This window comes from Natrinema salsiterrestre (genome assembly GCF_029502005.1).
Taxonomy (GTDB): domain Archaea; phylum Halobacteriota; class Halobacteria; order Halobacteriales; family Natrialbaceae; genus Natrinema; species Natrinema salsiterrestre.
Window position 1 is genome coordinate 381529 of record NZ_JAMQOT010000001.1, and the last position, 13893, is coordinate 395421.

A 13893-nucleotide genomic window follows, 5' to 3' on the forward strand; every position below is an offset into this window, starting at 1 on the left:
CGGGGTGGGGCGTCGCCGGGGGCCGGTCACTCCCGGAGGAAATCGCTCGCGAGACCGGGAAAGACCGTCTCTCCGAAGCGGATGGCGAGGACGACGACGATCGGACCGAGGAACAACCCCCACCAGCCGAAGGCGAGCGTGCCGAGGAAATAGCCCAGCAGGACCGCTCCCATATGAATGCCGCTACGCGACGAGAGGAACGCTCGAGCGAAGAAGTCCGGGATCGTGTCGATGACGACGAGGGTAATAGCGAAGAAAGCGATCGGGTGCCAGAGCGGTTTCGGGGTCGTCAGCGCGACTCCGAGGAGGACCAACCCGTAGGGAACGTAGACGATTTTCATCCCGACCGCCGGGATCAGCGTCCCGATCCCGATGAGCAGGGAGAGCAACGCCGGCGTCCAGACGACTGGCCCGTCCGAGGCGACGGCGTTGAGGCCGTAGTAGACGACTGCGGCGGCGCTGGCCGCGACCACGATCACCGCCAGATTACTGAGGAAGATCGTCTCGAGGTCGTCGTCGACCGCCTGCGTGTACGAGACGATATCGTCGTCGCGGTCGATGCTCTCGTAGAACCACCGTCGGAGCTTCTGATCGTCTCGCAGGAGATAGAAGAGGATAGTGACCATGAGAAAGAACTTCGCGAGGATCGAAGCGGTGATCGCGAGGACCGACTGGAGCCGTCCGACGACCCCCGGAACCCCCTGACGGAGCACGCTCGTGACCGACCCGCCGGAGCCGGACGCGATCGCGTCCCGGAGTCGGTCGATGTTGCCCTCCCTGACCAATCGCAGGTACGGCTGGAAGAGCGATCGATACGCCTCGAGATCGCTCGCGGCGAGGAACTGATCGAGCTCCCTGAGCGCGACGACGACCGCGTAGGCGACGACGGCGAGCATCGGGAGGATGACGAACAGGATCGTGGCCGTCGCCGTCACGTTCGGGTGGTCGACGACGCGATCGAGCTGGCGGTAGAGCGGGCGCGTCGCGTAGTACAGAAAGATCGCGAAGAGGAACGAACCGATGTACCGAAAGAGAGCGAGTCCGATCAACACCGCGAGGACGCCTCCGAGAACGACCCAGGCGACGCGCTTCCCGTCCCAGCTGTCGAACACGCTCATACGCAATGTCACAGTCGTGCGCGCCAAAAACGTCCGTTACAGCGAGTGAAACGGTGATCGATCCGTGACTATCACGCCGGGAAACGGGATCCGGTCGAGACGCCTCCCGACTCGAGCGCGCGTCACTCGATCACCGCACGCACCTGCAAATATTCGACGCGGATCGCGTTGTCGCCGAACCAGTCCTCGAGCGCGGCGACCGCGTCTCGGCGCAGCTCGGCCCGCGCCCCGTCGTCGTCCATCCGCCGGAGGACGGGCGAGAGCGGTCCCGATTCCTCGGCGAACTCCCGCCAGAAGTGGTGTGGCGTGGCGTAGCGGAACTCGAGGAGCCGGCGCTGGAAGGACAGGTCGGCGACGCCGGCGAACTGGTCCCGAACGAACTCGGGGTCGCCCCACTGCAGGTGCGACCAGGGATCGCTCGGCGATGCCGTCACGTGGTCGGTCAGGACCGTCGTGAGGTCGCCGACGACGCCGTTGGGCGACCACGCGGTGAAACAGACCCGACCACCGGACGTCGTCACGCGGCGGAGCTCCGTCCCGGCTCGAGTCGAGTCGGGGGCGAACACGTGGCCGAAGTTCGAGAGGACGACGTCGAACGCGTCGTCGGGAACCGGGAGCGTCTCGGCGTCGCCGATCAGCCAGCCGATGTCGTCGTATCCCGCGAGCGTCGCGTTTTCCCGGGCGAGCTCGAGCATGTCGTGAGCCAGGTCGAGGCCGACGACCGCCGCACCCGCCCGTCGGGCGGTCAGCGCGGCGTTGCCCGTCCCGCAGCCGACGTCGAGGACGCGATTGCCCGGATCGATGCCGGCGACGTTGACCAGCCGCGCGATAGCGGGCAGCATGTTCGGGGCCATCGCGGGATACCGCCCGGCCGACCAGACGTGTCTCGCGGATCGATCGCTTCCCTCGGTCGGATCCTCCATAGCCGGTCGTCGGTGGCCACGTACAAAAGCGAACAGCTCCGCTCGACCCCTCATCGATCCCGACAGCGACTGAAGCGGTCCCACGGCCACCGTTTTGTGCCGCGGCTCCGTGTCCCGTGGTATGGCACGAACCGCAGTTATCGCCGGCGTCGGTCCCGGCCTCGGCGCATCGCTCGCCCGCAAATTCGTCGACGAGGGCTGTCAGGTCGGGCTGTTCGCCCGGTCGGCGGACTACCTCGAGGAACTGGCGGCCGACCTCGGCGACGACGCGCTCGCCGTTCCGACGGACGTCATGGACCCGGACGCGGTCGAGGCGGGATTCGAAGCCGTTCGCGACGCGTTCGGCCCGGTGGACGTCCTCGTCAATCACGCGAGCGGCGGCTCGTGGAAGGGCGTCCGGGACATCTCTCCGGAGGAGTTCGAGCGCGCGTGGGAGGTCTCGGCTCACGGTGCGCTCCTGTGCTCGCAGGCGGCCGTCGACGACATGCTCGCCGGGGACGGCGGGACGATTCTCTTCACCGGCGCGACGTCGGCGGTTCGGGGTCGCGGCGGCGCGATCGGCTTCAGCGCGGCCAAGTTCGGCGTTCGAGGGATGGCGGAATCCATGGCTCGAGAGCTCGGCCCAGAGGGGATCCACGTCGCTCACGTGGTGATCGACGGCCAGATCGAGACGCCGCAAGTTCGCGAGTCCCGGCCCGAGCGCGACGAGGCGGAATTCCTCGACCCGGACGCCGTCGCCGACTCCTACTGGCACCTCGTGACGCAGGATCGGTCCGCGTGGACCCTCGAGCTGGACGTCCGACCCCACGTCGAGGAGTTCTGACCGTCGTCCGGAGCGTCTCAACGGGGCGAGAGGAGCCACGGACGGTCGTCGACAAACGAGGGCTTATCCTGCGGGGCGTCGATGCGTCGGTATGACACGCGTCGCGCTGATCGCCCACGACGAGAAGAAGCCGGACCTCATCGACTTCGCTCGAGCGCACGAAGACCAGTTGCGGGCGTACGACCTGATCGCGACCGGAACGACCGGAAAGCGGTTGATCGACGAGGTCGGGCTCGAGATCGAACGCAAGGAATCGGGGCCGCTCGGCGGGGACATGATGATCGGGTCGGAGGTCGCTGAGGGGAAACTCGACGGGATCGTCTTCCTCCGGGATCCGCTTCGAGCCCAGCCCCACGAACCCGATATCTCCGCGCTGTTGCGGATCTGCGACGTTCACGACACGGCGCTCGCGACGAACCTCGCCTCCGCGGAGTTCCTCATCGAGGGACTGGCGGAATAGTCGTCGACTGCCGTCGAGCCGACCACCGCGTCGGGAACGGGGTGCGAATCACCGCGTCCGTTTCCGCCGGCGTCTCGGGCCGAAGGGATAGCTTCAACCCGCTCGAGCCCCCTGTCACGCCTATGTTACGGGCGGTCGTCTTCGATCTCGATTACACGCTCGCCGTTCCGCGACGGGATCGGACGACGATTCTCGAGGAAGCGACGACCACGACGGGTGCGCCGTCGTTCACGCGCGACGCCTATCTCGAGGCCCACCGCCGGAACCTGACCAGCGAGACGCGCGAGCCGATCTTCGCCGACCTCCTCGAGGGACGGGAGAGCGACGCCGATCCGGCCGCCGTCGCGACGGCCTACCGCGAGACGATTTCTGACGCGCTCGAGCCGCTCCCGGGCGTCGAAGCCATGCTCGCGGACCTGCGCGGGGAGTATCGGGTCGGCCTGCTCACCAACGGGCCGGTTCGCGCCCAGCGGGACAAACTCGAGACGCTGGGCTGGGAGGACGCCTTCGACGCCGCGCTGGTGACCGGCGAGCTCGAGGCCGGGAAGCCGGATCCGCGCGCGTTCGAGGCGATCACCGGCGAACTTGGCGTCGACCCCGCCGACGCGGTCTACGTGGGCGACGAAGTCGAAGCCGACGTCCGCGGTGCGACGGAGACCGGGCTGCGGGCGATTCAGGTGCTGCTCGAGGACGGCCCCGATCCGGATCCGCGGGCCGTCGCCCACGTCGAGCAGCGAGCAATCGCGGCCGTGCTGCCGGAGATCCTCGACGAACTCGAGTGAAGAAGTAACAGTTTCCGTTCGTCGGTGGTTGCGTTTTTTGATATTGAATAGGAACGTCGAACCGTTCCGACGCGCCGTTTAGCTGAATCGTGGCGTAAGCTCCCTTCCTCAGCGAGCGAAGCGAGCAGAGAGGGGATACAGCGCCGCTCGTTTTTTATAACTGATGGGTGTTGGAGGCGTACACGATGATGTGTCAGCAAAACACTACAGCGCCCCGCCTGCAGAAAGGTAGCAAAGGAAACCGACTATTCGTCGAGATAGCCAAGCGCGGCCAGATCCTCGCGGAATTCGCGCCGTCCGACGTCTGATGCGACCCGAATAGTTTCGAACTCACGATCCAGCTCGGCCTCTAACCGTTCGCGTTCGGAATCCGGAATCTCGTCGACGGGAATGATTTCTTCATCGCCATCGACTAAACGAGTCGCGATGCGCTCGCCTCCGCTGTCGATCAGTTTGTATTCCGTTCCACGGACGCCCTGGAGATCATCTCGGTAATCAGGTGCCTCCGTGTAGATGTAGTCGGAGCCGCCATCGGTGAGTTCGAAGAAGCCCGTCCCGTCCACGATCGAGTCTCGCAACAGTCGGAGGGGAACTTGGCCGTCGACCGTTTGCGACGGTCCGTCAGGGTGACGAACGATAAGCGGAACCGCGATGAGCGTGTCCCACAACTCGTCTGCGTGTCCGAACTTACCGAATTCCCCAAAGCCTTCGCCGTGATCCCCGGTCACGATGATGAGCGAATTTTCGTACTCGCCCTCCGCACGGAGATAGTCGATAATACGACCGATCTGGTCGTCTACATGTCGAACAGTGCAGTCGTACACGTACTCCATGTCGGGGATATCTTCGTCCGTTATCTCGTCCTGGGAATTCCTGGCTTTCTGTGAGAGCTGTTTGATTTTCTTCTTGGAGAACACGCGGCCGTACTGTTGTTGGATGTGCGTTGGCGATAGATACGGGTGGTGAGTATCCATGTAATGAACCCACAGAAACTGCGGTCCATCCGTCTCGGCCAACCAATCGATCGCTCGATCGGTGATGATTTCACCCCCCTCGTCCCGGTGGAAAAGGCTCCGTCCAAGATGCTCCATGGATAGCTTATTCGCGCGTAAGGCCGCCTGCATCAGCGGGGTGTCCTCGATCAAATCACGGACGTATAGCCGCCACACACCACGATCGTTCTCTTTTCGCGCCTCCGTACTCACGTCGTCGTAGTACTCGAATCCCCGGTCGATATTGTACCGTCGCGCTGTGAAGTTGTTCTGACTCAGCCCACCGGTGGAAAACCCGCGGTTCGAGAGTTCCTCTGCGATCGTGAGAGGCGGTGTTCCGGCACTCGGTAAGCCATACTCGTCGAACTCGGAGGGATACCTTCCCGTGAGCATCGACGGAATGGAGTCTTGTGTCGAAGGGCCCGAAGCGATACCCGGTTGAAACTCGAGGGCGTCTTCCGCCAGTTCGTCTATGTTCGGTGTTAATGGCACCCCGTTACGACTCGAGTGGACGCGATCAGCCCGAAGTGAGTCTGCGGAAAGAAGAATAACGTTATCGAGTTCGTCAACTGGTGGCAATTCGTTCGAGTTACTCATAGCGTACGGATTTGCGATAAACTAGTTAGTCTTTTTGTGTTTTGAATAGGGGATCGAACCATCTGAATAGAAGACATGAACGGTAGTATACGTACCCGTTCAACAACGATACCCGCGGCGGGACAAGATTTGAGAGAGTTATTGCCATCGACCGATATCATTGAGAGAATTAACGTTCGCCAATGACGAACCGCGTTTGGCGCGTGCCACCGCTATTGAACCTCTCAACCAGGTGTGTACAGTGCTATTCGTCAGCTTTCTCGAGCCGCCGACTCACCTGCTGTACCACGTCCGTCGCCTGCTTGACCTCGGCGCCGCTTTCGACGAAAACGAGCGTCTTCGGGGGCGCTGTCGCCTTCGGTCGCATTCGGAGATCCGTGTCCGATGCCGCCTCGGCCGCCGCGTCCTGGCCCGTCTCGAACTCGAGGTGTGCCCGCTCTTCGTGAATGAAGACGCGAGCGATCCGCTCGTCGTGGCGAGTCACGTCGTAAGCGCGAGCACCGTCGGCCGTCGGTTCGACGTCGCGATCGGCGTTCGTCACGGCGAAATGTGTGAGTTCACCGTCCTCGCGGCCGTCGATCTCGCTCGAGAGGAGTTCGGCGATCCGGCGACCGTCGGTGATCCGGTCCTCGACCATGCTCGGTGGTCGGGGTGCGAGACTATAGTAGTCGTTGAAAGTCATTGCACTCCCGGTCGCGAATCAGCGGCCAACACGAACGGTGCTGGCCGCTCGAGTGCGAGCGGTGCGTAAATCGTTTCAACGACTACTAGAACCGTCTTCGGTGTCGAGCACGGCCGAGCGGGCGATCGGAACGAGGTCCTCGACGTCGACTCCCCGCCGGCGGGCGTAGACCACTGCAGCGGCCTCGATGGTCAGGCCGAGTTCCTGCTGGAGCGTGTTGATCGCGCCGACGGCCTCGTGTTTCTCCATCCCCTCGGCGACCAGCGAATCGAGGACCCGTTCGAACGCGGACCGTTCCTGCAGGAGGTCCTCGTCGGGGACGAACTCCTCGGGGACCGTCACCTCCGAGGGGTCGAACGCGACCGCGAGCCCGTCGTCCTCGCGCTCGAGGAGTCCCTCCTGCGTGGCGATGTCGATCAGCCGTTTGGCCTGATCGGGGGAGAACCAGTCCCGGTCGAGCGAGAGGGCGACGACAAACTCGTTTTCCTTGAGGTGGCGGGTCCCGTTCTGGATGAACGGGGCGGCGACCGCGACGCGAAGGCTCATCGGAGACGACTTCCTCGAGCGGTGAAAAAACGATGGCGGTTCCGGACGGTGCGGTCGGGGCGGTCGGCCGGCGATCAGTCGGAGGCGCGACCGCCGCCGTCGCCGTTTCGGTCGGCCCGGGACGGCGGCGGGAACTCGGCGGCGCTGGGCTCCGGCGTCTCGGGGAGGACACAGCGGTCGGGTTCGCGGTTGACGTGGCGGTACTGGTCCGGCGCGTTCGCGAGCGGGTGGGCGGGGTTTTGATCGCTGTCGATACGGGCGGCCCGCACCTCGTCGAACCCGTTGAGACGGGCCCGGATCCCGCGCCAGTGATACCGCGTCGCGGTCGGGACGGAGACGGGCCGCGGCGACTTCCCGTCGGGATGGCGCGTCGCGAGGATGGCACTGTTGACGTTGCTGGCGAGCGTGTCGTGGTCGATGAGGACGCCGACGGAGGCGTCTCGCGGCGCTCGCGCGGCGAGGACGTCCAGGCCGAGGTGGAGCGCCCGATACTCGGCGACGTTGTTGTCCGGCGGCGTGTCCGCGGTCGCGACGCGTGCGACGCGGGTGCCGTCGCGCGTTTCGATGACGGCGCCCAGCCCACCGCCCGGTCCCCGGAAGGACCCGTCGGTAGCGACGTAGAAGTCACGATGATGGGTCCGCGGGGGATGGGCGATGTGCGGCGTGGGCGACTCGTCGAACAAATCCCGCAGTGCGGGCCGGCCGTGAGCGGCCATGGAAGGGAGTACGTGATGAAAGGAACTTAAACTTACGGGCGAAATCACGTGGTGTGAGCGACGGTGCTCAGGGTTCCGAAACCCCGGTAGCTACCCTCGCTCGCTACTCGAGACCGTCTGCGAACGGGCGACTGGACTCGCCGGCGAGAGGCACTCGCTGGCCTATCACTGCGACGGCGAGGTGAGCGATGCGCGACGCGCCTCGGATGGCCAACCGGAGAGCGGAGCGACCCGTGCGGCGAGCGGGCGGCCACCCTCGATTCACGGGAACGACGTCGGTATGTCGATGTCCGAAACAGTCTCCAGAACCCATATAAATGCCGAAATCGGCCGAATCGAGCCGTCACAGACCTCGTCGCCGAGGTGCTCGAAATCGCTCTCGAACCGAGGGCGAACGGGACCCAATCTGTGTTGGCAGCAGGTGTAATACCACCGGGTGCTTGCAGAAAGTATGAACCAGACGAACGCCGGTCGGATGGAAGCAGCCTGTTCCCTTCTCGCCGAGTCCGAGCGACGCTTTCTGCTCTACCAGCTCGCGGACGACCGGACCGCGAACCTCGAGGACCTGATCAGCCAGGTCGCGGCCTGGGAGCTCGACGCCCGTGCCGAGACGATCGACAAGGAGGTCAGACAGCGCGTGTACGTCTCCCTGGTCCACAACCACTTGCCCCGACTCGCCGATTACGACATCATCGAGTACGACCTGCGCAGCGGCGATATCGTCCTCGCCGACGGGTTCGAGGATATCAGGCCCCTCCTCGAGCAGTTCAGGCAGACCGAAGAGAAACCCGAGATCCGCGAGCGACCCCCGCTCTGAGACGGCCGGACGAGCGAGACCGGAACCGACTCCCCGGCGACCGATTTTTCGACTGCGAGGATCGAGGCGACTGCCGACTCCGGACACGGCCGTCGGTGCGGACGCCGTTTCGAATCGAAATTCATACGGAATCTCTCGGTGGACAGCCACTGTGACCCGCTATCGGAATCTCGCCCTCTTCCTGACGCTCGCAACGCTGTGGGGCTCGGCATTCGTCGCGATTAGCGCCGGACTGTCCCACATCCCGCCGGTGCTGTTCGCAGCCCTGCGCTACGATATTGCCGGCGTCCTGATGTTCGGCTACGCAGTCTACGCCGTCGATCACTGGCGGCCCCGCGGGCAGGCCGAATGGACGCAGGTCGCCGTCGGTGCCGTGCTCTTAATCGCGGCCTACCACGCCTTCCTGTTCGTCGGACAGCAACACACGACGGCGGCGGCAGCGGCGATTCTGGTCAGCCTCTCGCCCGTGTTGAGCAGCGGGTTCGCGCGGCTGCTGGTTCCCTCCGACGCGCTCTCGCCGGTCGGCGTCGTCGGCGTCTTCGTCGGCCTCCTCGGGGTCGCCGTTATCGTCCAGCCCGATCCCTCGAACCTGCTGACTACCGACGCCGTCGCGAAGGGATTCGTCTTCTGTGCGACGGCGGCGTTCGCGCTGGGGAGCGTCCTCACGCGCCGACTCGACGCCTCGCTGCCGATCGAGACGATGGAAGCCTGGTCGATGCTCGGCGGCGCGCTCGTGATGCACCTCGTGAGCCTCGCACTCGGGGAGCCGCTCGAGCCGGCCGCGTGGACCGCTCCCGAGGCGATCGGCGCGCTCGCCTACCTGTCGCTGGGCGCGAGCGCCGTCGGATTCCTCATCTACTTCGACCTGCTCGATCGGCTGGGGGCCGTCGAGATCAACATGGTGTCGTACGTCGCACCCGTCGTCACCGCGGTGGTCGGCTGGCTCTACCTCCGCGAGACAGTCGATACGGCGACGCTTGCGGGCTTCGGCCTCATCGCGGTCGGCTTCCTCCTCGTGAAGCGGCGGGCGATCCGACAGGAGTTCGGGCACGTCCGGTCGCGGAGCTCGAGCGACTGAGCCTCACTGGCGGTGTGCGTGGCCGACGTACAACGCGAGGAGGTGGCCGGCGATCAGGACGACGAACGCGGTCGCCTCGAGCGAGGAGGACAGCCCAGTCGCGAGCACCGGCGGATACAGGATCGGGAGCGCGATCGCCGTCCAGAACCCCGCCGCCCGGATCGGAGTCGCGAGACCCGGTGCCGTGCGCTCGAGGATGCCGTGTTCGTCGTCGGAGCGGTCGCTCGAGGGGCTCGAGTCGGCGGACCTGCGGTCGGGGAGGGAGGGAGGGTTCGCCATGGAAGCGCCCGGACGTAGTCACTCTCGGTTCCGAGCCCGCAAATATCGAGTCGACCGTTTCCAACGATTCGATCGAATTCACCGGAATCGGTCCGATGAAGGGCTGATTGAGGTGCGAAAACGGTTAGTCGATTGAGACAAATGAGCGGCTGCCGACTGCGGACGGACTACGCGATCCGCTCGCCGTTCTCGTCGACCGCCACCTCGCAGTCGTCACAGAGCCACCAGCCGATCAGCGGATCGCGGAGCGGGAGCGCTGCACCGCAGTCGGGACAGCGCTTCGGGTCATCGGCTCGAGGCTCGCACATCAGTCCCCCGTCTCCGGCCCGCGGTCCTCGCGGTCCCGCGTGAGCAGGACCGGATTCACCGAGCAGCCACAGGGGTAGGCAGTACCCCTGTATAGCCTGCTCGAGGTGACGATACTGACGGGCTCGCCGCAGTTCGGACAGTCGGGACGCGACGACAGGCGGTCCGCGACCGGGTCGCCGTCGTCAGGCATGGGGATCGCGCCTCGAGGTCGGCATCTGCGTCGGGGTCGGTTGTGTCTGGCGGTTCGGCCGTCGTGCGGGACGTTTATATCCCGGTAGAATGTACGGAATCATGGCTTCGAATCCCTGTGTGGGATCTGGAAGCCAGTCTCGGGTGTGGCAGCACCCGGGGCGTTTACGCACGCCCCCTGTTGGAGACGTGGCCTCCGAATTAATCGTCATCGCGTTGTTACTTATACCTATTGTTTTCGGTAGTGGATTTATTCCTCCGGATCGTTCGAGCGGCCGGATCGAGCCCGTGTTTTGACCGACTCGATGTGCTGGCGAATGGGTGTGAATGTACCTGCGGAGTGGTCGCACGGAAATTAGCGCCCTACTCATGCTGGCAACAATGAATCGCCACGCCCTCCCCAGCCGATTTCTACTCACGGACGCGAAGCGTCCGTTCGTATGGTTCGCGGGACCTTCGGTCCCGCGCTAACGCTCACGCCTATCGGCGTTCGCTCATCCCTCGCGCAATTTCGTTCCGCGGTTCGCCGTCGGCGAACCGCGACATAGCGCGCGCCACTGTGACCCGACTCCGCCTTGACACGACCGAAAGCGTCCAGAATAGAGGATGGAGAATGCCGGTATTACTCGGTCACCCTTCGAGCCCGGAGCCGGCCCCGGTCTCGAGATCGAACCCACTACCAAGCCCACCACCGGACTCGAGCACCACGGTCTCCCCGGCGGTCATCGAATCGCCCCGTTCGACGGCGATATCGTCGATATCCACAGCGGGCGGGAAGAGCAGGTCGACGCGGCTGCCGAAGGCGATGTGGCCGATGCGCTCGCCGCGCTCGAGGTCGTCGCCGCGCTCGGCGTAGGGGTGGATGCGGCGGGCGAACGCGCCGGCGATCAGCGTGACCTCGGCGTCGGACTCCGGTTCGTCGGGGTGGGCGGTCGGGCCGTCTGCTGCGGTCGGCTCGTCGCCGTCCGCGATCGGTTCCTCGCGGTCGTCCCCGATCGTCGCCGCCTCGTCGGCGGCGGGCAGGTTCGGGGAGTCGGTCTCGAGGCGGACGTGGACGCGCTCGTTTCGATCGGACTCCTTCGAGAAGGCGGGGCGGTTCGCCCCGGAGACGTGCTCGACGTCGGTGACGCGACCCTCGAAGGGCGCGCGGACGACGTGGACGTGCCAGACGTTCATGAAGACGCCCAGCCGGACGCGATCGCCCTCCTCCCGGAGGACGGAGACGTTTCCGTCGGCCGGCGAGACGACGCCGGTCGGCGGCGGGGTTCGTTCGGGGTCGCGGAAGAAGGCGAGGGTCCCGACGCCGGCCGCGAGCGCGATGAGACTCGCCGTGACGCTGACGAACACGGCGAACGGGGCAGCGAGCAGGGGAAGAATGGCGTACTTCCAGGCCCCCGGCGCGAAGTTCATAGGGGCAGTAACGAGACCGAATCGTATGGCCGTTACGGATCGATATCGACTCCGCTACCGCGAACCAGCGGCCGGAATCGTGAACGTGAACGTCGTGCCCTCGCCGGGTTCGGAGTCGACCCGGATGCGGCCGCCGTGGCGCTCGACGATGCGCCGACAGATCGCGAGCCCGATTCCGGTCCCGTCGTACTCCTCGCGGCTGTGCAGGCGCTGAAACACCTGGAAGACCCGATCCTGATCGTCGGGGTCGATGCCGATGCCGTCGTCCGCGACCGAAATCTCCCATTCCCCGCCCGTCCGCTCGGCGGCGACGCGGATCCGCGGCGACTCGTCGCCGCTGTACTCGATCGCGTTGGAGAGCAGGTTCTGGAACAACTGGCGCAGTTGGCTCGCGTCGCCCCGGACCTCTGGCAACGGTTCCACCGCGATCTCGGCGTCGGATCGGTCGATCATCACCTGGAGATCCGTCAGGACGTCCTCGAGGGCGGCGTCGAGGTCGACGAGTTCGAAGGGGTCGCCCTGCGAGTCGATCCGGGAGAACTCGAGCAGGCCGTCGATCATCTCGCGCATCCGCTCGGCGCCGTCGACGGCGTAGTCGATGAACTCGCGGCCGTCCGCGTCGAGGTCGTCCGCGTAGCGGTCTTCGATCAGTTGCAGGTAGCTCGAAACCATCCGCAGGGGCTCCTGCAGGTCGTGGGAGGCGGCGTAGGCGAACTGCTCGAGCCGCTCGTTCGAGGCCTCGAGCTCGGCGACCGTTTCGTTGAGCCGGCGTTCGTACCCCTGCCGTTCGATCGCGGTCGCGAGGATCGTCGCGACGCTCTCGAGGAAGTCGACGTCGTGGTCGGCGAACTCCCGCGGCCGGGTGTCGTAGACGTCGAGGACGCCCCACGGATCAGTCGCCGGTCCGATAGTGACGGTGATCCCGCTCCGGACGTCGGGATCGTCCACCAGCGACGGTCCGTCGAACCGATCGTCGGACTCGAAGTCCTCGATCACGACGGGGTCGTCGCCCGCCAGCGTAGCAGCGGCGATCGAGTCAGTCACGGATGCGGTCGCCCCGTCCGGGATGTCGAGACCGGAACCGGCTCGAAGCCGGAGCGCCTCCCGGTCGGGGGCCGCCGCCTCGTGTTCGAAGACGGCCGCGTGCTCCGCGTCGAGCGCGGCCGCGACGAGATCGGACGCCTTCCCCAGCAACTCGTCGATATCGGTACTCTCGAGGGCGTGGCGGCCGAGGTAGGAGACCGATTCGAGCTGCACGACCTTCTCCGTGAGGGTTCGTTCGGCCTCCTTTCGCGGGGAGATATCCCGGAAGAGGCCGACGAAGTAGCGGTCGCCGTCGTACGTGAAGTCGTTCAGCGAGACGCCGAGCGGAACCTCGTGCCCGTCGGTGTGCTGGCCCGGGAGTTCGACGTAGGTCCAGTTGATGTGTCGCTCGCCGGTCTCGAGGTACCGCTGGAGCGCCGAGAGGTGGGTCTGGCGCAGGCGCTCCGGAATGATCTCGACCTTGCTCGAGCCGACGAGTTCGTCCGGGTCGTAGCCGAGGATGCGCTCGACGGCGGGATTGGCGTACTGAACGTCGCTGTTCGTATCGAGGACGATGATGCCGTCCGGGAGCGCGTCGGCGAGCGCCTCGAAGGTCCGGCCGTACGTGATATCCGACTCGGACCCCACCGCCGACCGGGTCGTCACGTCTCGACGGCGGACGATACCGGTGATCGACGGCCCCCCGTCGGTGTCGTCCCGGGACCGTCGCTCGAGGTGGACGGTACAGGGGACGCTGTCAGTCTTCGTCCGGACCGAGACCGGTTCCGACGTCGGCGAGTCCCGCTCGACGTTCCGGAGAAGCGACCCGAGTGTCGCGTCGTCGAACAGCGCGTCGAGCGACCGCTCGCGGAGGTCGGCCGGGGCGTACCCCGTCAACTGGGCGAACGCGTCGTTGGCCGCGACGATCGACCCGGCCCCCGTCGCTCGAAAACACGCGACGTCGGCCGCCTCGAGCAGTCCTCCCGTCCCGCAGGGGACCGGACCGGGGGAGTCCCCGTCCTCGGTGGCGGACGGGTCGGTTGGCGGACCTCGTTTCATCGTCGTGGCTTCGGTGGTAGCGTAAATAAGGGCTGTGACTGGCCGAGAAGTCCGTTTTCTTGCAATTAGCCGCTCAAAGGCTTGAGGGAC

Annotated in this window: 16 protein-coding genes; 5 read left to right on the forward strand and 11 right to left on the reverse strand. The window is 65.6% G+C overall.

Annotated features, from left to right (window positions below; all coding sequences use genetic code 11):
- Positions 1–26: 26 nt before the first annotated feature.
- The gene (locus NDI89_RS01920) at positions 27–1118 is read right to left on the reverse strand and encodes an AI-2E family transporter (RefSeq protein ID WP_277519810.1); all 1092 of its coding nucleotides are present in this window, start codon (positions 1116–1118) and stop codon (positions 27–29) included.
- Between the two features lie 122 nt (positions 1119–1240).
- Positions 1241–2041, reverse strand: a complete 801-nt coding sequence (locus NDI89_RS01925) for a class I SAM-dependent methyltransferase (RefSeq protein ID WP_277519812.1) — start codon at positions 2039–2041, stop codon at positions 1241–1243.
- Between the two features lie 121 nt (positions 2042–2162).
- On the opposite strand from NDI89_RS01925, the gene NDI89_RS01930 reads away from it, so the two are divergent.
- From NDI89_RS01930 to NDI89_RS01940, 3 genes are all read left to right on the forward strand, one after another.
- A complete protein-coding gene (locus NDI89_RS01930) occupies positions 2163–2864 on the forward strand; it encodes an SDR family NAD(P)-dependent oxidoreductase (protein ID WP_277519813.1) in 702 nt (233 codons plus the stop codon).
- Between the two features lie 91 nt (positions 2865–2955).
- Entirely contained in the window at positions 2956–3324 is a 369-nt protein-coding gene (locus NDI89_RS01935) for a methylglyoxal synthase (protein WP_277519814.1), read from the forward strand.
- A 122-nt stretch (positions 3325–3446) separates the two neighbouring features.
- Positions 3447–4106 carry an HAD family hydrolase gene (locus NDI89_RS01940; RefSeq protein WP_277519815.1) on the forward strand — a complete coding sequence of 220 codons (660 nt, stop codon included), beginning with the start codon at positions 3447–3449 and terminating at the stop codon, positions 4104–4106.
- 245 nt (positions 4107–4351) lie between these two features.
- Here NDI89_RS01940 and NDI89_RS01945 read toward each other — a convergent pair whose 3' ends face one another.
- The 4 genes from NDI89_RS01945 to NDI89_RS01960 all read right to left on the reverse strand — a co-directional run bounded on the left by NDI89_RS01945 (position 4352) and on the right by NDI89_RS01960 (position 7639).
- On the reverse strand, positions 4352–5695 hold the full coding sequence (locus NDI89_RS01945) for a sulfatase (RefSeq protein WP_277519816.1): 1344 nt from the start codon (positions 5693–5695) through the stop codon (positions 4352–4354).
- 244 nt (positions 5696–5939) lie between these two features.
- On the reverse strand, positions 5940–6332 hold the full coding sequence (locus NDI89_RS01950; RefSeq protein ID WP_277520493.1) for a DUF7993 family protein: 393 nt from the start codon (positions 6330–6332) through the stop codon (positions 5940–5942).
- Positions 6333–6452: 120 nt separating this feature from the next.
- Positions 6453–6923, reverse strand: coding sequence for a DUF2240 family protein (locus tag NDI89_RS01955; protein WP_277519817.1), 471 nt, complete (start codon positions 6921–6923; stop codon positions 6453–6455).
- A gap of 74 nt (positions 6924–6997) precedes the next feature.
- Positions 6998–7639: a ribonuclease H family protein gene (locus NDI89_RS01960; protein WP_277519818.1), complete on the reverse strand. Its 642-nt coding sequence runs from the start codon at positions 7637–7639 to the stop codon at positions 6998–7000.
- Between the two features lie 451 nt (positions 7640–8090).
- Here NDI89_RS01960 and NDI89_RS01965 point away from each other — a divergent pair, with 451 nt between their 5' ends.
- Complete coding sequence (locus NDI89_RS01965; RefSeq protein WP_277519820.1) at positions 8091–8456, forward strand: DUF7344 domain-containing protein; 366 nt, start codon at positions 8091–8093, stop codon at positions 8454–8456.
- 151 nt (positions 8457–8607) lie between these two features.
- A complete protein-coding gene (locus NDI89_RS01970) occupies positions 8608–9534 on the forward strand; it encodes a DMT family transporter (RefSeq protein ID WP_277519822.1) in 927 nt (308 codons plus the stop codon).
- A 3-nt stretch (positions 9535–9537) separates the two neighbouring features.
- On the opposite strand, the gene NDI89_RS01975 is transcribed toward NDI89_RS01970, so the two are convergent.
- The 5 genes from NDI89_RS01975 to NDI89_RS01995 all read right to left on the reverse strand — a co-directional run bounded on the left by NDI89_RS01975 (position 9538) and on the right by NDI89_RS01995 (position 13803).
- Positions 9538–9813 (reverse strand): DUF8028 family protein, encoded by a 276-nt coding sequence (locus NDI89_RS01975; RefSeq protein ID WP_277519824.1) that lies wholly within the window; start codon positions 9811–9813, stop codon positions 9538–9540.
- Between the two features lie 167 nt (positions 9814–9980).
- Positions 9981–10121 (reverse strand): hypothetical protein, encoded by a 141-nt coding sequence (locus NDI89_RS01980; protein WP_277519825.1) that lies wholly within the window; start codon positions 10119–10121, stop codon positions 9981–9983.
- Positions 10121–10312 carry a hypothetical protein gene (locus NDI89_RS01985; protein WP_277519826.1) on the reverse strand — a complete coding sequence of 64 codons (192 nt, stop codon included), beginning with the start codon at positions 10310–10312 and terminating at the stop codon, positions 10121–10123. Before NDI89_RS01985 ends, NDI89_RS01980 begins: the two co-directional genes overlap by 1 nt.
- Positions 10313–10941: 629 nt before the next feature.
- A complete protein-coding gene (locus tag NDI89_RS01990) occupies positions 10942–11721 on the reverse strand; it encodes a protein sorting system archaetidylserine decarboxylase (RefSeq protein ID WP_277519827.1) in 780 nt (259 codons plus the stop codon).
- A 54-nt stretch (positions 11722–11775) separates the two neighbouring features.
- A complete protein-coding gene (locus NDI89_RS01995) occupies positions 11776–13803 on the reverse strand; it encodes a PAS domain-containing sensor histidine kinase (RefSeq protein WP_277519828.1) in 2028 nt (675 codons plus the stop codon).
- Between the last annotated feature and the right edge of the window lie 90 nt (positions 13804–13893).

Bases quoted from the DNA above. Each gene is read 5' to 3' on its own strand.
- NDI89_RS01920 (WP_277519810.1), bottom strand. From the start codon at position 1,118: ATGAGCGTGTTCGACAGCTGGGACGGGAAGCGCGTCGCCTGGGTCGTT.
- NDI89_RS01925 (WP_277519812.1), bottom strand. From the start codon at position 2,041: ATGGAGGATCCGACCGAGGGAAGCGATCGATCCGCGAGACACGTCTGG.
- NDI89_RS01930 (WP_277519813.1), top strand. From the start codon at position 2,163: ATGGCACGAACCGCAGTTATCGCCGGCGTCGGTCCCGGCCTCGGCGCA.
- NDI89_RS01935 (WP_277519814.1), top strand. From the start codon at position 2,956: ATGACACGCGTCGCGCTGATCGCCCACGACGAGAAGAAGCCGGACCTC.
- NDI89_RS01940 (WP_277519815.1), top strand. From the start codon at position 3,447: ATGTTACGGGCGGTCGTCTTCGATCTCGATTACACGCTCGCCGTTCCG.
- NDI89_RS01945 (WP_277519816.1), bottom strand. From the start codon at position 5,695: ATGAGTAACTCGAACGAATTGCCACCAGTTGACGAACTCGATAACGTT.
- NDI89_RS01950 (WP_277520493.1), bottom strand. From the start codon at position 6,332: ATGGTCGAGGACCGGATCACCGACGGTCGCCGGATCGCCGAACTCCTC.
- NDI89_RS01955 (WP_277519817.1), bottom strand. From the start codon at position 6,923: ATGAGCCTTCGCGTCGCGGTCGCCGCCCCGTTCATCCAGAACGGGACC.
- NDI89_RS01960 (WP_277519818.1), bottom strand. From the start codon at position 7,639: ATGGCCGCTCACGGCCGGCCCGCACTGCGGGATTTGTTCGACGAGTCG.
- NDI89_RS01965 (WP_277519820.1), top strand. From the start codon at position 8,091: ATGAACCAGACGAACGCCGGTCGGATGGAAGCAGCCTGTTCCCTTCTC.
- NDI89_RS01975 (WP_277519824.1), bottom strand. From the start codon at position 9,813: ATGGCGAACCCTCCCTCCCTCCCCGACCGCAGGTCCGCCGACTCGAGC.
- NDI89_RS01980 (WP_277519825.1), bottom strand. From the start codon at position 10,121: ATGTGCGAGCCTCGAGCCGATGACCCGAAGCGCTGTCCCGACTGCGGT.
- NDI89_RS01985 (WP_277519826.1), bottom strand. From the start codon at position 10,312: ATGCCTGACGACGGCGACCCGGTCGCGGACCGCCTGTCGTCGCGTCCC.
- NDI89_RS01990 (WP_277519827.1), bottom strand. From the start codon at position 11,721: ATGAACTTCGCGCCGGGGGCCTGGAAGTACGCCATTCTTCCCCTGCTC.
- NDI89_RS01995 (WP_277519828.1), bottom strand. From the start codon at position 13,803: ATGAAACGAGGTCCGCCAACCGACCCGTCCGCCACCGAGGACGGGGAC.